This is a genomic window from Cyclonatronum proteinivorum, from assembly GCF_003353065.1.
GTDB lineage: Bacteria > Bacteroidota > Rhodothermia > Balneolales > Cyclonatronaceae > Cyclonatronum > Cyclonatronum proteinivorum.
The window spans coordinates 2,326,498-2,348,775 of record NZ_CP027806.1 but is presented as its reverse complement, the minus strand read 5'-3'; the positions used below and the strand labels follow the sequence as shown (position 1 = coordinate 2,348,775).

General features: G+C 51.1%; 15 protein-coding genes. 9 read left to right on the top strand and 6 right to left on the bottom strand.

Annotated elements, in window-relative coordinates; all coding sequences use genetic code 11:
• Positions 1-4: 4 nt before the first annotated feature.
• Positions 5-550, bottom strand: coding sequence for a nicotinamidase (locus CYPRO_RS09105; protein ID WP_114984321.1), 546 nt, complete (start codon positions 548-550; stop codon positions 5-7).
• Positions 551-589: 39 nt separating this feature from the next.
• A complete protein-coding gene (gene pncB, locus CYPRO_RS09100) occupies positions 590-1,957 on the bottom strand; it encodes a nicotinate phosphoribosyltransferase (protein ID WP_114984320.1) in 1,368 nt (455 codons plus the stop codon).
• Positions 1,958-2,074: 117 nt separating this feature from the next.
• On the opposite strand from pncB, the gene CYPRO_RS09095 reads away from it, so the two are divergent.
• The 8 genes from CYPRO_RS09095 to CYPRO_RS09060 all read left to right on the top strand — a co-directional run bounded on the left by CYPRO_RS09095 (position 2,075) and on the right by CYPRO_RS09060 (position 16,364).
• Positions 2,075-2,659, top strand: a complete 585-nt coding sequence (locus tag CYPRO_RS09095; protein WP_114984319.1) for a hypothetical protein — start codon at positions 2,075-2,077, stop codon at positions 2,657-2,659.
• Between the two features lie 28 nt (positions 2,660-2,687).
• Positions 2,688-4,445, top strand: a complete 1,758-nt coding sequence (locus tag CYPRO_RS09090) for an Ig-like domain-containing protein (protein WP_114984318.1) — start codon at positions 2,688-2,690, stop codon at positions 4,443-4,445.
• A gap of 164 nt (positions 4,446-4,609) precedes the next feature.
• Positions 4,610-8,080 carry a methylmalonyl-CoA mutase family protein gene (locus CYPRO_RS09085; protein WP_114984317.1) on the top strand — a complete coding sequence of 1,157 codons (3,471 nt, stop codon included), beginning with the start codon at positions 4,610-4,612 and terminating at the stop codon, positions 8,078-8,080.
• 222 nt (positions 8,081-8,302) lie between these two features.
• Positions 8,303-9,505 carry an ATP-binding protein gene (locus tag CYPRO_RS09080; protein ID WP_164682661.1) on the top strand — a complete coding sequence of 401 codons (1,203 nt, stop codon included), beginning with the start codon at positions 8,303-8,305 and terminating at the stop codon, positions 9,503-9,505.
• 276 nt (positions 9,506-9,781) lie between these two features.
• The gene (locus CYPRO_RS09075) at positions 9,782-10,696 is read left to right on the top strand and encodes a hypothetical protein (protein WP_124245580.1); all 915 of its coding nucleotides are present in this window, start codon (positions 9,782-9,784) and stop codon (positions 10,694-10,696) included.
• A 56-nt stretch (positions 10,697-10,752) separates the two neighbouring features.
• Positions 10,753-13,518 carry a TonB-dependent receptor gene (locus tag CYPRO_RS09070; protein ID WP_114984314.1) on the top strand — a complete coding sequence of 922 codons (2,766 nt, stop codon included), beginning with the start codon at positions 10,753-10,755 and terminating at the stop codon, positions 13,516-13,518.
• A 27-nt stretch (positions 13,519-13,545) separates the two neighbouring features.
• Positions 13,546-14,763 carry a DUF4876 domain-containing protein gene (locus CYPRO_RS09065; protein ID WP_114984313.1) on the top strand — a complete coding sequence of 406 codons (1,218 nt, stop codon included), beginning with the start codon at positions 13,546-13,548 and terminating at the stop codon, positions 14,761-14,763.
• Between the two features lie 71 nt (positions 14,764-14,834).
• Positions 14,835-16,364, top strand: a complete 1,530-nt coding sequence (locus CYPRO_RS09060) for a DUF6850 family outer membrane beta-barrel protein (RefSeq protein ID WP_114984312.1) — start codon at positions 14,835-14,837, stop codon at positions 16,362-16,364.
• Here the strand turns inward: CYPRO_RS09060 and CYPRO_RS09055 are convergent, their stop codons facing one another.
• The 4 genes from CYPRO_RS09055 to CYPRO_RS09040 form a co-directional block, all read right to left on the bottom strand.
• Positions 16,365-17,054 (bottom strand): NAD-dependent epimerase/dehydratase family protein, encoded by a 690-nt coding sequence (locus tag CYPRO_RS09055; protein WP_114984311.1) that lies wholly within the window; start codon positions 17,052-17,054, stop codon positions 16,365-16,367. It abuts the gene before it with no gap.
• Positions 17,055-17,139: 85 nt separating this feature from the next.
• The gene (locus CYPRO_RS09050; RefSeq protein WP_114984310.1) at positions 17,140-17,814 is read right to left on the bottom strand and encodes a nitroreductase family protein; all 675 of its coding nucleotides are present in this window, start codon (positions 17,812-17,814) and stop codon (positions 17,140-17,142) included.
• 38 nt (positions 17,815-17,852) lie between these two features.
• The gene (locus tag CYPRO_RS09045; protein WP_114984309.1) at positions 17,853-19,370 is read right to left on the bottom strand and encodes an amidohydrolase family protein; all 1,518 of its coding nucleotides are present in this window, start codon (positions 19,368-19,370) and stop codon (positions 17,853-17,855) included.
• A 122-nt stretch (positions 19,371-19,492) separates the two neighbouring features.
• Positions 19,493-20,236 carry a hypothetical protein gene (locus CYPRO_RS09040; RefSeq protein ID WP_114984308.1) on the bottom strand — a complete coding sequence of 248 codons (744 nt, stop codon included), beginning with the start codon at positions 20,234-20,236 and terminating at the stop codon, positions 19,493-19,495.
• Between the two features lie 419 nt (positions 20,237-20,655).
• Here CYPRO_RS09040 and ade point away from each other — a divergent pair, with 419 nt between their 5' ends.
• The gene (ade, locus tag CYPRO_RS09030) at positions 20,656-22,272 is read left to right on the top strand and encodes an adenine deaminase (protein WP_114984306.1); all 1,617 of its coding nucleotides are present in this window, start codon (positions 20,656-20,658) and stop codon (positions 22,270-22,272) included.
• Positions 22,273-22,278 lie beyond the last annotated feature (6 nt).

Sequence of the window (22,278 nt, the reverse complement as noted above, 5' to 3'; positions counted from 1 at the left end):
ATTTTTATCTCAGGCTGATTTTAGACGTCAAAAAGATTACCCCAGCGTCCTGCATGTCGTTTAAGGCCTTTTCGGCGTCACCAGGGGTGAGATTTACCGGTGCAATTGCGTCGGTGTAGAGAAAGGTTTTGAAACCCGCACGAAGTGCGTCAAAGGCAGTTGACTTCACACAATATTCCGTTGTTAGGCCGCACAAATAGATTTCGTCCACTTTTCGCTCTTTCAGGTATGCAGCAAGGTCAAGATTGGTTGCCTCAAAAGCGGAGTAGCCGTCGTCGGCATTGGTTGTGCCTTTGTCAAACACCTGCTGAACCGGCCGGAGGCTGAGCCCGGGATGAAAGGCAGCACCTTCCGTGTTTGCTACGCAATGTACCGGCCATTTTTCGAAGTGAACGGTTTCTTCGGGATGCCAGTCGCGGGAAGCAATGACCAGCTCAAATTGCCTGGCAAGCTCGTTTATGACCGGCACAATTTTGTGTCCGTCTTTTACGCCCAGGGCACCGCCGGGGCAAAAGTCATTCTGAAGATCTACGATTAAAAGTGCTTTCATGAAGCTCTGTAAAGGGTTTTGAAATCGTCAGGTTAGGGTTTATTGTTTTTTCTGTAACAGCTCGTGCTGAAGGTCTTTTAGGTTATTGCTGATAGTAACAGGGTATGCGGCTTGCTCATTCGATGTATTGAGGAAAGTCCTGAAAAGCTCTTTTTGCGTCTGAACGCGTGATCTGACAACATCCAAATCTGTCCGGGGCAAAGATGATCCGCTTTGGAAGCTTTCCGTGCGAAGTGCTGCATACTTCCGGCCGTCTTCCGGCGGACGCCCTTCCCAGCTCAGACTGACGTAATCTCCGACCGGAACGCCATCATCCGAAATGCGCCACAGTTGCTTCTCCCCGGGGAGCGTGATTTTTTCCGGGTTGTCAGAGCGTTTCATCACGGGCCGTCCGTTCAGTTCAGCGAGCTTGAGCACGCCGTTCAGAGCCGGACTGCCATCAGCTGCCAGCAGCTTGGTTCCCACCCCAAAAATGTCGGCTTTTACCGGCAGCGCGTTGAGCGCCCGAATCCGGTGTTCATCCAGATTATCTGAGACCACAATTTTGACGTGACGCAAACCGGCGTCATCGAGCAGTTGCCGTGCCTGCGGGATAAGGCGGGTGAAATCTCCGCTATCGAGGCGGATGCCGAACAGCTGTTTGCCGGAAGCTTCCATTTCCCGGGCAATTTTGATGGCATTTGGGATGCCTTCCCTTAAACTGTCGTGCGTATCGACGAGCAGGACCGTTTTTCCGGTGAAATGTTTGGCGAAGGTGCGGAATGCTTCATCCTCGGCCTCAAACGCCTGCACCCAGGCGTGGGCGTGTGTACCGCCAGCGGGATGCCCGTACTGCACGGCAGACCACACGTTGGAAGAACTGTCGCATCCGCCGATGTATGCCGCCCGCGAGGCATGAAATCCCGCAAACCCCTGCGCACGACGCAGGCCAAAATCGAGCAGGACCTGACCGGGCAACAGGGCGTCTTTCATCCGCGAGGCTTTGGTTGCGATCAGGGACTCAAAATTGAGAATATTGAGAATCAGGGTTTCGGCCAGCAAAACGTGCGCAAAAGGCCCCCGGACCTGCACGTAGGGCGTCTGTGCAAAAACGATGGTGCCTTCCGGCGGCGCTTCAATCGTGATGCTTGGGGGATGGTTTGATAGCCAAGCAATAAATGCCGGATCAAAACCAAGTTCGTGCAGGGCTTTACAGCTGTCTTCATCATACAAAAAATACTTCAGCGCCTGTCCCAGGGTTTGGAGGCCCGCAAAAATGACATAGTTGCCGCTGAAAGGGTAATTCCGGAAAAAATAATCGAAGCAGGCCGGTTCTTCGTGCCGCCCTTCCATGAACAGCGCCTGCGCCATACTAAGCTCATAAAAATCAGTATAAAGACCGTTTATCGCCGCTGTCGGGTGGTTCATGGTTTAATTGGAGTGCAGGATTGTTTACCTTTGAAGTTCATTTTTTGAGGATGAATGTCATCCTCAAGTTGCTTGTTTTCGAATATCGTTTTTAATGAACAGTTTTCATAACTCCTGATGCGTCTTCTGCCATTTCTTTTTGTTTTTTCGCTTTTGCTCAGCAGCTTTTTGGAGGATGCAGAAGCACGTCAGCATTCCTCAAATGAGGCGCTGTTAATGCAGGAAGCGCTCAGCGTACTATCAGAAAGCCGGATACTTACGGAACTGAGTGCGTCTGTAGGTGTGCAGAGTAACCTGCCGGAGCGCAACCGTCAGTTGCTGTTCAACGAGCTGATGCGGCTGGGCAAGCAGGTGCGGCTGGATTCAGACGGGATGCAGCTTCAGGTGATGGTGTACCCGCGAAACAGCCTGCGTCAGCTTAACCCAAACGAGGCCGAGCGACTTATTTCGGGGGAGGTGCAGCTTTTCCTGACCGATGCCTCCCGGAACCTGACCGATACCGAGACCCTCAGCTTCCGTTACAGCGACACCATCCCTTTTGAAAATCACGAGGCGCTGATCAGCGACTGGCCCGCAACGCGTTTTCATGAAACCGAGGCCCTGCAACAGCGCAACCGCTGGCGCGAATGGGGTCAGCCGGCCATCATTGCCGCAGCGACCGGCGTGACCGTTTATTTGCTGTTCAATATCCGAAGCAGCTGATTTATTTGGACTTCCCACCATTTTTCAGATGACCCGTATTTTTGGTTTTTTGTTTCTTTGTCTGATCGCCGGACTTTCCCTGACGTACTGCGCGACGCCCACGCAGCCGACCGGTGGCCCGCCGGATACCACGCCACCCCGTATCATCAGCACCTATCCGCAAAATGGTACCGTCAATTTTAGCGGAAATGAAATCCGTTTTGATTTTGACAAGTACATGAACCGTCAGTCTTTCGGGAATGCGTTTCGAATTGATCCCATCGCGGGGGTTCGCTACGATGTAAACTGGCGCGGACGCTCCGTTCGGGTGCGGTTCGAGCAGCCGCTGCCGGATTCAACGACCGTGATTTTCACCCTTGGTACCGAGCTGAGCGATCACAACCGGAACCGGCTTGACAATCCCTTTGTGCTGGCGCTATCAACGGGTGATACGATTGATGAAGGCGAAATCGAAGGCCGGATTATTGACGCGCGTACCGGCAGGGGTAAGCGGGATGCCTTCGTATTTTTGTACCGCTTCCCGTTCGATTTGGAAGCGCGTGCGAGTTATGTAGCTGAAACCGACACGGCAGGACGTGTTGCGTTCACGCATTTGGCAGAGGGGGTGTATCGCGCGATTTGGGTAGATGACAGGAACCGAAACCGGCGTTGGGATCGTGCAAATGAGGTAGCCCGGCCTTTTTACCGTGAAACAGTTCGCGTTCAAGATGGGCAACCCGCAGGTCTCGGCACCCTTTTCGTCAATGAGCCGGACACAACGCGGCCAACCCTGCAGGGAATCGGCCTGTTTTCGTCCACGCGTCTGCGGCTTCGTTACAGCCGTGATATGATGATTCAGCCGGAAGCCGAAATCACTATTCTGGACTCACTTGGTACAGCATTTACGCAGGCGGTACCGCTCTTTGCGGACAAGCAGCAGGCTGATGTCGTATTCGCACAAGCCCTGCGTCCGCTGCCTGAAAATCAGACCTTTACCCTGCGCAGCCAGGGCGTGACGGATTTGCGCGGAAATGAGCCACGGACCTCAGACCGCATCTTCACCGGATCATCCGACCCCGATACCACGCACGTGCGGATGACGCGTCACCTCACGGAAAGAGGGGTGAGGGGAAGTGAACCTATGATATTTGAGTTTTCGACCCTGCTTGCCGGCACAAGCGTGGTGGACTCGCTGGAGGTGGTGCAGGATGAAGTCATCTACGAAGCCTGGGAGCCGCTTGAAGTGCAGGACAACCTTCTATTTTTGTTTCCGCCGGATGTCTGGGATGAGGCAAGCGATTACACCATCCGGATTTATGATGAACGGGCCGGTACGCGGCGCAACATCCAAACGCGGATTTTGCCGCGGGGTGAACTCGGGTCCCTGCATATCCGGATTGCAGAAGGTCACCGGCTGGAAGGCGTGAACCATCACATCAGCGTGCTGGACCGCGACGGAGCGGTGGTTTTTGAAGGAATAACGGAAGATGAACTCACGGTAGAAAACCTGCCTCAGGGGCGATATACGGTGCTTGCGTTTCGGGATGATGACGGCGATGGCCGCTGGTTCCGTGGTGATGTGGAGCCCTTTCGGGCGCCGGAGCCGTTTCTCGCGCAGCGCAATGTTGAGGTGCACGGACGGATGGAAGGGGAGCTCGATCTCGAATATCCGCATTTGCCCGGCAGAACGGATGATCCGGAGGCTGACCCAAACGAGGAGCCAATCGAGTCCGGAGGCGAGCCCGAAGATGGTGATGTACGCCCCGGTGAATCGGAAGCCGGGGAAAGCGGCCCAAGCGAGCCTTAAGCCCGGATATTTGGACCATTTGGGAGCACATCATCCGAAAAAATCCAACTTAAATAATACCTACTTTAACACGGTAGGGCGGCTAAAAAGCCGTATTTTTGCGCCACAAAAGCGCTTCCAATTTTCGAATCTAAAGCTAAACACATCAGGAATTTATCAGCATTATGAGCACAAACAGCCCGACGACGCAGGACCAAACCCAAACCGCTGTTACCGAGTGGCAGCAGCCCGAACGCTATCAGCCGACGCACAAAATCCGGTTTGTGACGGCTACGAGCCTGTTCGACGGGCACGACGCCTCCATCAATATTATGCGTCGCATTTTACAGTCAACCGGCGCGGAAGTGATCCATCTCGGGCATAACCGCAGCGTGGGCGAGATTGTAGATTGCGCCATTCAGGAGGACGCGCAGGGGATTGCCGTGAGCTCGTATCAGGGCGGACATATCGAGTATTTCAAGTATATGGTCGATTTGCTGCGCGAGAAAGGCGCGGGGCACATCCGCGTGTACGGCGGCGGTGGTGGGGTGATTGTGGACCGCGAAATCCGCGAGCTGCACGACTATGGCGTTGCGCGTATTTTTAGTCCGGAGGATGGCCGGAAAATTGGCCTGCAAGGCATGATCAACCTGATGATGCAGGAATGCGATTACGAGACGACTTCGCTGGAAGAGGTGGACGTGCTGCAAATCAAAAACAAGGACAAGCGCGTCCTGGGGCGCTGTATCAGCGCGATTGAGAACAAAGCGAAGGATATTTTGCAGTACAAGGATGAAATGCTGCTGTACAATGGCGGGAAAGAAGTGCTGCAATCCAAAAACGGAAAAACGATTCCTGTGGTGGGGATCACCGGAACAGGCGGGGCGGGAAAGAGCTCGCTGACCGATGAATTGGTGCGCCGCTTCCTGACCGGGTTTGAGGACAAGACGATGGCAATTATCTCCATTGATCCGTCCAAGCGCAAAACCGGCGGGGCGCTTCTGGGCGACCGCATCCGGATGAATGCCGTGTACAACGACCGGATTTACATGCGCAGCCTCGCAACACGGGCTTCCAACCGCGCGACAAGCGACGCTATTTTGGGCGCCATCGAACTGTGCAAGGCCGCGGCTTTCGATTTAATTGTTGTAGAAACAAGCGGTATCGGGCAGAGTGAATCGGAGATCGTGGACATCACCGATCTTAGTCTGTACGTGATGACGAGCGAATATGGCGCGGCAACACAGCTCGAGAAAATCAACATGCTCGATCTCGCTGATTTGATCGTACTCAACAAATTTGAGAAAAAAGGCGCACAGGACGCCCTGCGTGACATCCGCAAACAGTACAAGCGGAATCACAACCTGTGGCATGCCGAGGAGTCGAGCCTGCCGGTGTATCCTACGATTGCGGCGCAGTTCAACGATGAGGGCGTCAACCGCCTGTTCAGCGCGCTCGTGAACCTGATTAACCGGCACTACGGGCTCGACTGGAAGGCCGCGCTCTACGCCAATCCGGCACCGGCGGAAGACCTGCACAAACAGGCGATTATCCCCGGAAACCGGGTACGCTATTTGTCGGAGATTTCCGAAAGCGTGCGCGAGTATCACGTTTGGGCCGCGAAACAGGCCGAAGCCGCCGCGCGCCTGAATGAGATCGAGGGCACGATCACACAGCTCGAAAACTGGAATCCGGCTGACAAAGATCAGATCATGGTCAGGATGGAAGAAATGCGCGAGCACATTCGCGCAAAGCTGGATCCGATTTCGCTTAACATCCTGAAAAACTGGGACAAGATGGCGGAGCAATACCGTCAGAACGTGATGGAGACGAAAGTCCGCGACCGCGTAATCCGCAATGAAATGTACCGCATTTCCCTGAGCGGGCTCAAAATTCCGCGGGTTGCGCTGCCGCAGTTTGGCGGCTGGGGCGACCGTCTGCGGTTTGCCCTGAAAGAAAACGTGCCCGGATTTTTCCCTTACACGGCAGGCGTTTTCCCGTTCAAACGCGAAGGCGAGGACCCGGCGCGCATGTTCGCCGGTGAAGGCACGCCGGAGCGGACCAACAAACGCTTCCATTATGTGAGCGAAGGCATGCCCGCGCACCGGCTTTCGACCGCCTTCGATTCGGTGACCCTTTACGGAGAAGACCCCGATCTGCGGCCTGATATTTACGGCAAAATCGGCAACTCCGGCGTGAGCATTTGCACCCTTGATGACATGAAGAAGCTGTACTCCGGCTTCCGCCTTACGCAGCCCAACACATCGGTCTCGATGACCATCAACGGTCCCGCGCCCATGATTCTCGCGATGTTCATGAACACCGCCATCGACCAGGAGGTCGAAACCTGGCTGACCGAACAGGGCAAGCTCGATGAAGCGAAGGCGCGGATCAGAGCGATTTTCGAAGAGAAAGGCATGCCGGTACCGGAATACGGCCTGAGTCTGCCGGGTAACTCCGACGGCTACGGACTGGAAACCCTGGGTGTCTCGGGCGATAAGCTCGTCGATCCCGAAACCTACGCGAAGATCAAAGCCGCAACGCTGCAAGTCGTGCGCGGCACCGTTCAGGCCGACATCCTCAAAGAAGATCAGGCGCAAAACACCTGTATTTTTTCTACAGAGTTTGCCCTTAAGATGATGGGAGACATACAAAAGTACTTCACAACCCATAAAGTTAGAAATTACTATTCGGTCTCCATTTCAGGTTATCACATTGCCGAAGCCGGCGCAAATCCGGTAACACAGGCGGCCTTCACCCTTGCCAACGGATTCACTTTTGTGGAGTACTACCTCTCGCGCGGCCTCAGCATCGACGACTTTGCGCACAACCTTTCGTTTTTCTTTAGCAACGGTCTTGATCCCGAGTACGCCGTCATTGGCCGCGTTGCCCGCCGGATTTGGGCGATTGCCATGAAAAACAAGTACAGCGCCAACGACCGCTCCCAAAAACTGAAGTATCACATTCAGACCTCAGGCCGCTCGCTGCACGCACAGGAAATTCAGTTCAACGACATCCGCACGACCCTTCAGGCGTTGCTTGCGATTTACGACAACTGCAACTCCCTGCACACCAACGCCTACGACGAGGCCATTACAACCCCGACCGAGGAGTCGGTCCGCCGGGCACTTGCCATTCAGCTCATCATCAACAAAGAGCTGGGCATGGCAAAAAACGAAAACCCGAATCAGGGTGCCTTCATCATCGAAGAGCTCACGGATCTGGTCGAAGAGGCCATCCTTACCGAATTCGACCGCATCACCGAGCGCGGCGGCGTTCTCGGCGCAATGGAGACCATGTATCAGCGGGGCAAAATTCAGGACGAGAGCCTGTACTACGAAACCCTCAAACACAACGGCGAGCTGCCGATCATTGGCGTCAACACCTTCCTCGGCAAAAAATCTGATGAAGAGCCGCAGGAAATCGAGCTCATCCGCTCAACCGAGGACGAGAAACAGCAGCAAATCCACAACCTCGAAGCCTTCAAAGCACGCAATGCCGATCAGTCCACGCACTACCTGAACCGCCTCAAAGAAACCGCCCGAACCAACGGCAACCTCTTCGAAGAGCTCATGGAAACCGTGAAATACTGTTCCCTCGGCCAAATCTCGCAGGCCTTGTACGAAGTCGGCGGCCAATACCGCCGCAACATGTAGGCACAATTTGCAACCATCAGGCCGGAGTTTCTAAGCTGAAATTCCGGCCTTCTTTTTATCCGGGCGTCCGTAATTTTTTTGGGGTGAATCCCGAGAGCATCAATGGCTTTCGTACTGGTTCAGGCATCCCAAATCGGTCTCGTGGCGCCTTGCTTTTTTGGTTGGAGGGCTACACCCAAAATTCCGCTTGAGAACCATCATCTCTTTTCAACTTCGCGTAAAATGAAAATTGAGTCCCTGATCGAAGTATTTTCACAGCCGCCAAACTCAACGGTTTCTTTTGCGCATGAGCAGACGGAGCCCGAACAGCTGGCGAAAGATATTGTCGCATTTGCAAATTTTCGGGGAGGCAGAGTGTTTGTCGGCGTATCCGACTTCGGGGAAATTGAAGGAATTAAGCGCCCTGATCTCGAAACATGGGTGATGGATACCGTTTTTGGAAAGTATATCACACCAGCGCTCATTCCGGTTTATGAAGAAATAAACACGTCCGCAGGGAAAATTGCCGTGATCTCTGTTGAACAGGGTACGCTGAAGCCGTATGCCGTTCGCTCCGATGGTAAGGAAACGATTTATATTCGCATGGGGAGCACCTCCCGCATCGCGAACCGGGATCAGATTGTGCAGATGAGTCAGGAGGCAGGACACTTCCACTATGAAACCGTCCCCGTGTCAGGTTCAAGAATAACGGACATCGATCAGGAGCTGTTTATTCAGTATTACGAGCAGCTCATGGGGGAGAAAATCGGAGATGAAGACGACCTGACCCTTCGGCTTCGACAGCTTGATCTGATTCATGAAAATAGCGCGGGAAACTTGCTGTGCAGTCTTGCAGGGCTGATTCTTTTCGGTAAAGAACCCGGTCGTTTTCTGCCGCAGCATGGCATCCGCGTTATCCACTACAAAGGCACGGATACTGAACTCGATAGTATTTCGGATCAGCCGTTTAAAGCGCCTATTGGGCGACAGAAATCAGGCAGCGAACTGAGGCGCAGCGGACTCAGCGATCTCGTCATGCAGCACTTGTCCGAAAAACTGTCCCGTGTTCTAATTGAAGACGACGGGCTTACGCGCATGCGAAAGTGGGAAATTCCGCAGGGCATTCTGCGCGAGCTTATCGTGAACAGCCTCGTTCACCGCGATTATACCAGAAGGAGCATGAATGAAATCCGGATTTTCAGCGACCGCTTCGAAATCGAAAGTCAGGGGCGGCTTCCCAATTCCCTCACCGTAGAAAAAATTATTGCGGGGCAGCGCTACCCCCGCAACCCCATTCTGGTGCAATTCGCCCAAAACCTCGGACTCATGGAGCACAAAGGGCTTGGCATCCGGAAAATTGTGGTTGGTCAGCTCAGACAGGAAGGCTTCCCCGCCCCGGTTTTCGTAGAGACAGATGAATCATTTACGGTAATCATTCAAAGGTGATCGTAAAAAGAAGCGCTGATTTTACAATAAGCTGTTCGTTCAAAAGGTAGTAAATGAACAGATTTAGGGTCTCCGGTATAGGAGTGATTGGCGGCCTGGCAGTAGGCTGGTGTTTTTTCGTGTGAAATGAGTAGATTCTTTTGACCATCACATTTGCAACATAGTTGCAAATGGTATTCCAAACCTGTTATCATTGTTGCTGACAATACAATAACACAGCTGCCTACTGCTTGTGAAATATCGACCATTAGTTTGTTACTATCCTGATTTCAGCCTATGAGTAAAATATACGGCATAAAAGCAATACTCCTGTCACTGCTCACTTCATCATTATTACTCGTGCTATCCTGTACACCTGTCGGTCAGACTGCTATTCAGGATGAAGCTCCAGCTATAAGCGTGCAGGAAAAAGCTGTAGTTACCAACGTTTCAGATGAGTGCTTCAATTTTGACGTACTAAGTGCAGAAGACCATGGTTATGTTGACTCGCTGCTCTACAGTAGCCTGAGCAATACCGGGCTTCATACATTTATATCCGATCTCAAGCCAATGAGCGACATTGTCAGTTTCAGATGGCAAATAGAGGGGACAGAAGAAGACGCTCATCCTGCACTGCAGTTTATAGATGAATTTGTGCGGATTAACCATATAGCAGCTGCTATTTCCTGCGGACCTCTGAAAACAATTTTAACACCCTTTAGAAATATTTTTGACGGTGAAAGATACGTGCAGATGAGGGTTGTAAGACAAGATGCATTTGATCAGTCCTTTGCCGCCTTTCCGGAGTTTTGGTCGCGTTGGGCCTTTGCCGAAGGTACTGACCCTGCAATAGTTGTTCAGGTTATGGAATATGAAGAGCGCCTTGACCGCTTTCGCGGATATGGTTTGCTTTACGGCTATCCGGAACATGCTGTGGACTTTTTCGTGGACGCCGCTGCACACCAGGCTGAAACAGGAGAGTTTGTTGAGCGCGATTTTATGCAGATGCCAGTGGTTAGCGGCAGAACCGGCATGTTTGTTTATGCCGTGCCCAGAGGGCATGAGAAAAACGATGCAGATCAGGACATTTATAACAGGGCTCAGGAAAATGTTGCTTTCTTCCTTGAGCATTCTCAGGCGTGGTATGATGAATACGGACGGTTTGATACCTCGGGATTTCTGCGCGCAGTATTTGAAGAAAAAGGCTGGTAGGATAGCCCCTCAATTTTGAACGTTATTCGCCCGGTATTATCAGATCGCTCAATTTCATGGCAAAGCTAATAGTTTTCATATTTAGCTGTTTCTTTCTTGTCTCTCAGACCGCATTATCGCCCCTTCATGCCAAATCGACAGACACTTATACAGAAGCACGAATTTGCGGTATCGTAACGGAACTTGCAACTTCTGAACCCCTTCCGGCAGCCGTAATCTTATTTCCGGAGCATGATATTTTTACGACAACTGATTTGGAAGGAGAGTTCTGTGTAACGATACCCTCAGGTATTACCACCCTTAGGGTAACCCACCTTGGAATGGTTCCTATCGAATTGACGGTCGATACGAGGGCTGAGCAAGATGTTGTCCTTGAGCTGCGTATGGCTTTTAGCGCTCTAAATATGGAGGAAATATCTGTCACAGCTACGGCTGTACACAGTCTTGAGCAACCCGGTACCGTTCGGCGTATTGGTCGGGAAGCAATTGAACATACGCAGGCATCCAGCCTCGCTGACCTGTTTGAGCTGCTTCCGGGGCAACTGTCAGGTACACCCGCCTTATCAGGGCCGCGTCAGAGCTTGCTACGACAGGTACCAACTACAGCTGAGGCAGCGCGCGCAAATGCGCTTGGTACGGGGATTTTTATGGACGGTATTCCCATATCAAATAATGCCAATTTGCAGGACGATGTTACTATTCTGAACGCAGCACCAGGATCTCTTCCTCCTTTTGCATCTGTAGCAGGAAGAGGTGTTGACTTGCGGGAAATTCCGCCAGACTTAATTGAGTCCCTTGAAGTGGTACAGGGCATCCCGTCAGCGCGATTTGGAGATATCACAACAGGGGCCGTCCTGCTGCAGTCAAGAGCAGGTGCAATGACACCTCAGTTGAGGTTCAGGTTTAATCCAAACCTTATTGATGCCAGCTTTAGTGGTGGTGTAGGAGATGGCATTACGAGTACAGGCCTCAGTTTTAGCGGAAATCTTACCCAATCATCAGCTGACCCACGACAAAATCTCGATATTTTTAACCGTGTAACAGGTCAGGCCAATATTTCAAGAGCATGGTTTGCTAATCGCGCTTTACGTACGAATTTTCGTTTTCAGGCGAGTCAGTTCCTTGACGAAAGAAGAAGAGATCCGCAAGATGAGGTCAGTCAGCGGGTAAGAGAGTCGCAGGATCGTTTTTTTCAATTTGCCACCAATAACAGCTATGCTTTCAGAAGAGACCGCTCCCACAGAATTTCTCTCGATACCAATTTTAGCCTGAGACAGCAACGGGGTTTCTTTGCTGAAAATATTACACGGGTAGGCTTATTTCCACTCTCCGATGCCCTTACAGACACTACCATCATCGGTACTTTTGGATCAACAGATTACAGAAATGAAACCACAGTTGAAGGAAATCCACTAAATATTTATATGCGGCTGGAATATACCAATCGACTTCAGGCTGGAAATACGCTGCATATTCCCGTAATCGGATTTGAGTGGAAACACGATTCTAACCGTGGTGAAGGCAGGCAGTTCGATGTTCTGCGGCCTCCTCGTCAAAACTTTTCAGTTGGTGACCGTCCGCGCTCGTTTGATGACATACCCGCCCTCAATGTAATGTCATTTTATGCGGAGCACAGAATGGCAGGATACTGGGGAGATCGTGTTTATACTTTACAAGCCGGACTGAGATATGACAATGTTGTCCCTCAATCGCTTACTCGCGGTAGATTCGGAACCGTACTTGCCCCTCGGATCAACGCGGGAACAGAGCTCTTCCATGGTATAAACCTGAGGGCCGGATATGGCATTACCGCTAAGGCTCCACCGCTAAACATGCTATTTCCGGGACCGAGATTTTTTGACGTTGTTAACTTCAGCAACTTCGCAACTGACCCCGATGAGAGGCTGATTCTCATAACCACATCGGTTGTTGAGCCTGATAATTCTCAAATGCGCTCCTTTCAAAGCCGCAAGTTTGAGACAGGTTTATTTTATGATCGTAGCGCAGTATACCTCTCTATTACCGTTTTTGATGAAAAAACAACCGGAGCATTTGGATTTACCAGAGATGTTCATCCCGTTGTTTTTGATCGGTTTGAAGCAGTTTCATTTCCTGAAGGTGCTCCCCCTGTTCTGAATCCGGAACCTGTTGAAACAAGAACTTTCTTAGGGGCCTTTGATGCACCACAAAATTCACGATTTATCCACAACAGAGGGGTGGAGTTTGAGTCTTTTTTTAATCCACGCCTCATGCTACTCTCGTCACTAAGCTTTAATGCAGCGTTGATTAATACAGTAGCTGGCGATGACGGCTTAAATATTGATACAAACAGGCTTTTTGGTGCAGCGGTACCTGACCGCATTGGAATTTACAGCCGGGAGCAAACCGAGAGAACACGCCTTTCGACCAGCCTTAGAAGCATCCACCATGTTCCTGATCTCGGTTTGGTGATATCATTGCTTGCCCAGACGGTGTGGCTTGACCGTGATCGCCGAACCAATGTCAACCCCAATGCTGTCGGTTTCATTACCGCAGGGGGAGACCGTGTCATGATTCCCGAAAATGAGCAGGGCAGTGATGAATTTGCTGATATCAGGCTGCTTGTAAGCGATTCGTTTTTGATTGAGGAACAACCCCCTCAACTCTGGCTTTTTAACCTAAGACTTAGCAAAAGCTTTAGGGGCGGAGCTGAAGCTTCTTTCTTTGTAAATAACTTTTTTGCATCCCGCCCGCTTTTTGAAAGCAGACGTACAGGTGCTTTAATCAGACGTAACCCACCACTCTTCTTTGGTTTTGATTTGTCTGTCAGAATCAGACCATAAAGAGTAAAACCCAAAAAAAACACCACCATGAAAAAACTATCCGCCGGTCTGGTACTGCTTATTGCAGCTTTTGCCGGCTTCTTCGTAACCTCCTGTGATACCAACTCAGGTGTAAGCAGTATAGAAGTAAGATTTCAGGTCGCTTTTCCTGAATTCTATGCTGAACCCTTTGCTGAAAATGCAGAAGTAAGTTTGACCAGTATCGAAAGAAATGAGACCACCGTGCAAACCACGGATGAAAATGGTTTTACTGTTTTCGGTAACCTCATACCAGGCCGCTATGATATTCGGGCAGAGCTGAGCCTTACAGCTGATCAGGCTTTTGACCTGACAGGTACAGCAGAAGAAATAACGCTTAGTGTTTCTCTGAACAATGAAAACCTCATTGAAAGTAATGTTGATCCGATTTTGCTGCAGCTTCGGGGTTCCGTACTTGGCAATTTTGTGTTTAAAGAAGTTTATTATACCGGTTCAAAAACACCAGCCGGCGGCAATTACTTCAATGATCAGTTTCACGAGATCTTCAACAATTCAACAGAAGTCCTTTTTGCGGATGGCCTGTACATTGCGGACGTCTTTGGTCCCGCAGGTCAGATCAATCCTACAACTCAGCCTACGCCCTTTCAGTTTGATCAGGATCATGTGTACCTGAATAGTGTATGGCGTGTCCCTGGCAGCGGAACCGACCATCCGATTCAGCCCGGAGGAAGTTTCATCATAGCCCAAACGGCACAAGATCACCGCGACAATCCCGATCTGAATCCTAACAGCCCCGTCAACCTGGGTGACGCCGACTTTGAAACTTACAACCAAAGAGATGATGATCGTGATATCGATAACCCGAATGTGCTGAACATGGAGCGGATTTACTTCACTGGCGGCTTTACATGGCTCGTTCCGGTCTTCGGTCCGGCACTTGTCATCTTCAGGGTTGATGATTTTGATGCCCTTGAGCTTGTTCCGGTACCTGACGCTTCCCCGGCATTTCCCCCAAGGGTCAAATTGCCCATCGAGTTAGTGATTGATTCTTTTGAAGCACTGCAAAATCCACAAAGCGGTGATTTTAAGCGTTTGCCACTTCAGCTGAATCCCGGTTTTGTTAGTGCATCCGGTACCTATACCGCAGAAAGTGCAAGAAGGCTAACAGATCGTATTATTGACGGGCGCCGTATCCTCCGGAATACCGGCGACACAGGTGAAGATTTTGAAATTATTCCTACACCTACGCCCCGCAGCTTTGATTAAGAGTTATTTTTGAGTTCACTTTTCAGTTTATGGCAATTCATATTGCCATAAACTGATGCTTTTTCGCCCTTATGATGTATTCCTATACAGATCCTAATAAGCTTGTTTGCTGCCTGTTTCCTTTGCTTTTTGCGGGGTTGATGTTTTGTATGGTACAACCTGCTGCGGCTCAGTTTCAGCTAATTGAAATGAATCCGGCTCGAAAAATTATTTTCACGCAGGCTTCTGCTGATACCCTGGCCGGAATTTTCAGAGAAGCGCGGAATCCGGCTGGTCTCCGTCAATCAGGATTAAGCGAAAAAAGTCTGATATATATTGGCTCAGGTGTTGAGGCTGGAAGCTTCAGGCAGATTCAGCAGGCTAACAGATTGATCTACGGTACCTTCAATGCAGAGGGTACACAGCAACTGAACGAATGGTACGTATCCGGGAAGGTAAATCTGAGCAGAGGTATTAGCGAAGGCGTTCAGTTTTTTGGTCGCGCACCGGTGCCTACTTTTAATCCCTACCAATGGGCAGATACAACCGGTGGGAACTGGACAAATAATCTGGTCAGGCTGAGCGGAGCAGTGGGTTCCCCATTACTAAATGACAGGTTTACCTTCGGATTTTCTGCGGAGTATGATGTCAAGCAAGGCGCCAGGCAGAACGTAGAGCGGCCTTTGTTTCAGTATAGTCGCTATCGATTTACTGCGGGCTCTGTTTATAAACTCTCACCCCGAAATGAAGCGGCATTTCACGCTTTTTGGGGAGAAGGAAAACAGGAAAATGAAATCGGTTTTTTTAACCAGCTAAACACTTTTGTTTTACTCAAGCGTGGGATAGGGACTTTTAGTCAAACATCTTTCAATTCGGCAAGCAGAACTTACAGCTCATTTGAAACGGGGGGAGGAATTCAGCTGGTCAGAACTCAAGAACGGTTCTTAATTTCAGCTGCTCTAAGTTACGAATACCTGGAAGAAGACGCTGTTACGGGTATCAGCAATCCTGTTCAAGCCGGTTTGTGGCAACAGCAAAATCTTGCTATTTCAAATGCGATCGTATTTTTGCAGTCTCATACCAGGCATGAGCTGCGTTTTCGGGGATCAGTAATTTTGGGGGAAGGAACTGATCCAATACTGAATGGCGTAAACACGGAGGCATGGTTTACAGAAACAAATCTGCAATGGAGTCGCTTAAATACACAAAACGGCCAAAAAATCGGACTCGGAATACATTTTTTACGATACACTATGAATGACCGTGTATCGGTATCGGAGCAGCTTCATTCACGATTAGCTTTGGACGGATTGTTGTCTGCTTCACTCATCAGAGACCAACTTCATTTGGTATACCAGCCTTCCTTTTCTGTTCCTCTGGAGAATGACTTGTTGTTCAAAAATGCCAATATTGTTATTGATCAGATATTTGCTGCAGATCAAAATTTTTTAGAGCAGTCAGTGATCTCTAACCAATTGAGTATAAGCTACAGGTTCATTTCTGGAAGAAGCCGGGTAGGATTAGGATTTCGCGTATTGAACCAAACAGGTTTTGGAAGTAATAATAGGATGTTTTCCCGGCACAGAACAACTGGTGGTTTTTTCCTCCTCGTTCAAAGCTGATTACTCCATATACCGGCAGCCCATCATCATGCTGTCGTAGATTTGCTGGATTTCGTGGCTTTCGAAAACCCGGCTGCCTTTCACGTGATTGACCGGCTGATGGGCCATTACGTAGGCGACATGCTGTGCTTCGATGGGCCGGTTCTTTTTGAGCCCGCCAACGAGCAGGGGCGAAATGAGCTTCATGAAGCCAATGCCTACGGTTTCCTTGAGTCGAAACTCATTCCGCTTGCCTAAGAGACCAGCGGGACGAAAAATGATGGTGCGGTCGAAACCTGCTTCCGCAAAGGCCTTTTCTACCTCGCCTTTGGTTTTCAGGTAAAAGATGGATGAAGTTATATCGGCACCAATTGAGCTGACGAGCCAGCATGATTTTGCGCCGCCTGCGAGTGCAAGATTGGCAGCTGCGAGCGGGTAGGTATAATCTACTTCCCGAAAAGCGTCTTTTGAACCGGCTTTTTTGATAGTTGTGCCCATACAGTTGTAGAAGTCATCGCAGGCGAAAATTTCCGGGTGACGATTCATGGACGCAAAGTCACAAATATGTTCCACAAGTTTGGGATGTTTTACGCCGGTACTACGACGCCCGACAACGGCAACGGTGTCATATTGTTCAGCGTCGAGTAAGTAAGAGAGTAAATGAGAGCCGATCAGGCCGGTTGCGCCAATTAGAAGTGCTTTTTTTGCCATGATGAATCCGTTTGTTAGATGATTACGTTGAATTTTGGTTTTTTTCAGTGAGCTTTGGAAAGCGTCTTTTACATATGGTCGCACTTTAAATATAACTCAAAATTTCTTGTACCCCCTTCCGCTTGATGTCGGGCACCGTACAAGTTGCAGCCGGGAACCCTACGGGAAGAACCATGACCGGGGTCTCGTTAGCGGGCCGGTTGAGCATGTCGTTGAGAAATTTCATGGGGTTTGGGGTGTGCGTTACGGTCATGAGCCCCGCGTTGTGCAGCGCGGCAATCAGCATCCCGCAGGCGATGCCAACCGACTCATTCACGTAGTAGTTTTTGCGGCGGATGCCGTCCTTAAGCCTGAAGTTTTCCTTGAACACGACAATCAGTCCGGGGGCGTTCGTGAGATACGGTTTTGAAAAATTGGTTTCAAGGCTCGCAAGGTCTTCCTTCATTTCACCCGAAAAACGCCGCTCATAATTTTCCTTCTCTTCCGCCTCTACTGCAGTTCGAAGCTTTGTGCGTACTTCTGCATCCTGAACGACACAAAAATGCCAGGGCTGTTTGTTTGCGCCTGACGGAGCTGTTCCCGCAGTTCGGATGGCCAGCTCAAGCACACCCTCCGGGATCGGCTCAGGCGCGAAATCCCGCACCGTGCGACGGCGGCTCATCAGCTCGTAGAAATCTGATGCGCGCTGCTGCATTTCCGGGTCGGGAAGTTTGCGGAAAGAGAAGGAGATTTGGGTTGATTGTACGTTTTCGTCTGTCATTTAAAAAGTGAGACGCTGTAAGATTAAAGGTTACCGGTTTAATTCCCCGCCCGCTCGCGAATGCCTTCGAGCAGCTCATCAAGCGTTTCCCGGCTGAAGTGATGGCCTTCACGGATTACGGCTTCAATCTGATCGCCGAAGGGAAAGGTTTGCAGCGGATTGGCGCGAAGCAGCACGAGATCGGCCCGAAAACCGGGCGCAATGCGACCGGCTATTTCGCTTTCACCAAGATATTCTGCTACGTTTACGGTCCCGGTTTCGAGGGCTTCAAAAGGGGAGAGGCCTGCTTGCGCCAAAAGGCCAAGCTCGCGGTGAACGGAGAATCCCGGCGGGTTGAAGATTTGCGGGGCATCCGCACCAAGCAAGAGTCCGGCGCCTTCAAGATGCAGCGTGCGGGTGAGCTGTAGCCGGAGGTTTAAAAACTGACGCGCCTGTTCTTCATCATACACCTCACTCGCGCGGGTCTGACGCACAAAGTTGGCCCAGTTTTCAGCGGTTGGCTTTGAGATGAACGCCATGCCCGGCCACTGCATCATGATTTCGGGAGTGAGCTCCGGATTGAACACGTTTTCAAGCAGGGTGTTGGTCGGCACGTTCCAAACACCGGCATCGCGGGTGATGAGGGCGGCTTCCTGCATGCGGGATGGGTCTGCATCAAAAGCGAGGTCGTAGCCGAAATAAATGATGGGCGGATCTTCGCGGTCGGCAGGGTTTCCGGCCAGAAACTCCATGTAGCGGTCGAGGTGATCAATGGAGCCTTTGCCCGCGGCGAGACTTCGCTCAAGGCCTACGGCATGGGAAATATGTCCGCTGAATTCGATTCCGAGGGCGTTTGCTTCCTCCGTTACCGCGTCAAAAAAGGCCACATTCAGACCGGGGTGAAATTTGAGGAGGTCGTATCCGGCGGCGTGCTGCTGACGCACCATTTCGCGCCCTTGTTCTTCCGAGGTCACGGAATTACCATTGAAAGACGGGCCAGATGTAAAAATGCGCGGACTCACAATTTCATGATGGGCCGCTTTTTCGCGTAGCTCGAGGTGCGCTTCTTCACCCAGCATCCCACGAATGGTCGTAATGCCGTTGGCGAGGTACAGCACCAGCGTGTCCTCCATGTGCTGCCGGCCACGCATGCGCGGCGGAATATGCGCGTGCATTTCAGCCAAACCGGGCATCACAAAAAGCGGTCCCTCAATGATGGTGGCCTCTTCCGGTATTTCAGCTGAATCAGCCGGTCCCATCCACTCAATAAAACCGTCGCGGATAATGAGGGTCCGACCTTCTTCAATCTGATCGGTGGCCATGGTCAGCACAGCCACATCCTGCAAAACAAGGGTTTCGCCGTTGGCCTGTGCGAAAAGGAGAGAGGGGGAAGTCAGGAAAAAGAAAAAAAGCAGGATGGAAGATGTCCAGCCTGAGTAGAATTGCTTGATCATAACGCTAACATAGATTTTAGGTTCGGGCAGGTTGTCATCCCCTATAAAATCCAAAAAAAGACTGCCGTAAGCAAAAGCTGCAAAGCCGGTGATTATCAAAGCCTTGCGGATTCTTGCGGTCAAGATACCTGTTTAACCCGTAATTGATAAAAGACGTTTGAAGCTGATTTCTAACCGGTTAGCGATTTTATGTTTCAAAGTAAGATCATAGGATGTGCGGAGTTGTTTTTTGATTACCCCCTACATCAAAACTTAAAATGCAGGCCAAAAAAAGGAATAAGATCCGTGCTTGGGTCATCCCAGGCGAGGCCGTGGGTAAAGCTGAAGGGGCCGTATAACAGGTAGCGGAAACCAAGCAGGTAGATGCCTTCATTGTTGTTGTCAGGAAAAAAACGGGATTCGCCGATGAGGTGTACATTCCGGGCTATCCGGGTGCTGGCAGCCAGCAGAATATACGTTCGTATGTCCTGAATGTCGGTTTCTGCTGATCGCCAGAATGACGAATAACCCAGTGTAACGTGATGGCGGTAATTGCCCACGGTCATCTTACCCGTAAGGCTGAAACTGCTCCGGTCTGAAAAGCCGTCGAGGTTGGGGCTTCTTCCTGTCAGAAAGGTCAGTTCCGGTGAAAGGGATAAATGAATCCAGTCCGGCAAACCGGGCACCGAAAGCTGCGCCCCAAGGCTGATCGGATTTTCGTACGGCTCATCCCTAAAAAAACGGGGTAAAGCTGAAAACAAGGTGTAGTTGCCTGTCAGCTGCACATGCCGATTCAAACCATACGACAGCTGATTATGCAGCACCATGAAATTGGTAAACCTGACCTCGCCTGTTTGCTGTCCGAATGCTGCGCCGGCTATGAAGTAGCGGTCCTGCACGAGTCCCGGCAGCGTTTGATTATTATCGTAGGATGACTGTGCTTGTGCGCTTTCCGGAAGTAATGCCGCGAGGACTAAAAAAGTGAGCATAAAAATTTCGGGAAGTTTCATATAGTAAGCTGCAAGGAAAGTTCTGGTTTCAGGAAAGCGGCCGTGAGAAAAAGCCGGATTATGTACAGCTCCGGTTTAGGGACTTACTTCAGCATTTAATATGGGCGCGTAACCGTCAAAAAGCAAGGGGTTTATCTTAGGTTTACAAACTCAGAATTATCACGAAAGACCGTGATGTTCACGGAATTTTCCCCCAAAAAAACAAAAAAGCGGAATAAACCGGCAGCCGGTCTCAGGGAGAAAAAGCCGGAATTAAATGCTTTTCCAATAAGGAAACGACTTGTTGATAAACTGACTTTATCCGGCTTGGTTCCGCGGCTTTTTGTGGGAGCGGGAAAATGGCAAAGTATCATGTAAATCGGACGGCATTCGCTATCTTCACATCCAAAACTTTAAGGATCGTTTAACAGGGCATTTTTATGCATAAAATTTCAGGGCAGATTGTTGATGTCGTGAACCAGCGGATGTACCCCGGCACCATTCACGCAGAGGGTGGAAAAATTGTTGAGATCATACCGCAGGATATTGCGCCGCAGCGGTTTATCATGCCTGGATTTGTGGACGCACACATCCATATTGAAAGCTCCATGCTGGTGCCTTCCGCTTTCGCGCGGCTCGCGGTGACGCACGGTACAGTGGCGACGGTCTCTGACCCGCACGAAATTGCGAACGTGTGCGGCATGGCGGGCGTGCAGTTTATGATTGATGACGGCAAAACCGTGCCCCTGAAATTTTGCTTCGGCGCGCCATCCTGCGTGCCTGCGACCGGTTTTGAAACTGCGGGCGCCGTGCTCGATACCGCTGCCGTTCGGGAACTGCTCGCGCAGCCTGACATCTACTACCTTGCGGAAATGATGAACTGGCCCGGTGTGCTCTGCAAGGACCCGGAAGTCATGGCCAAGATTGAGGCCGCCCGGGAGCTGGGCAAACCGGTTGACGGGCACGCGCCGGGTCTCAGGGGCGATCAGGCGCGCAGCTATGCCGCAGCGGGCATGAGCACCGATCACGAGTGCTTTACCAGGGAGGAAGCCCTTGATAAAATTGCGGCGGGCATGAAAATCCTAATCAGGGAGGGGAGCGCGGCCAAAAACTTCGACGCGCTCATCAGCCTGTTTGAGACCCATCCCGAAATGCTGATGTTCTGCTCCGACGACAAACACCCGGATGACCTCGTTCTGGGGCATATCAACGCGCTGGTGGCGCGGGCGGTCGCTCTGGGATATCCGCTGTTTGATGTGCTGCACGCGGCCTGTGTCGCGCCGGTTCAGCATTACGGGCTGCCTGTGGGACTGCTGCAGCCGGGCGATCCCGCCGATTTCATCATCACCAACAATCTTGAAATATTCAAGGTGACCGAAACCTGGATTCAGGGCGAGCCGGTTTTCGCGGACGGGCAGGTGCTGTTTCCGAAGGTGCAGGCCGGACTCCTGAATAATTTCGTGAGCTATACCGTGAAGCCCGAAGATTTCGAGAAGGAAAGCGCAGGAAGCTTGTTCCCGGTCATTCAGGCCATCGACGGCGAGCTCATCACCCGGAAAGAAATGCGGGTGCTGCCAAAACTCGGGAATCTCGTGCAGCCCGATCTGAAAAATGATATTCTGAAAATGACGGTGGTCAACCGCTACCAAAAAGCGAAACCGGCAGTCGCGTTTATTCAAAATTTCGGGATCAAAAACGGGGCGATTGCCTCATCGGTCGGGCATGATTGTCACAACATCATCGCAGTGGGCACTTCCGACGAAGATCTCGCGCGGGTCGTCAATCTCGTGATGGAAGCCAAAGGCGGCATCGCGGCGGTTCACGGGGAACAGGAAGACCTGTTGCCGCTGCCGGTCGCGGGCATCATGACCAACGCGCCGGGCGAAGATGTGGGCGAAGCCTACGAGCGCCTCACCCGCATCGCACGCGACATGGGCAGCACCCTCAAAGCACCCTACATGCTGATTTCCTTCATGGCGCTGCTCGTAATTCCCTCCCTCAAACTCAGCGACAAGGGCCTGTTCGACGGGGATAGTTTCACCTTTGTGGATTGGTAATTTTTT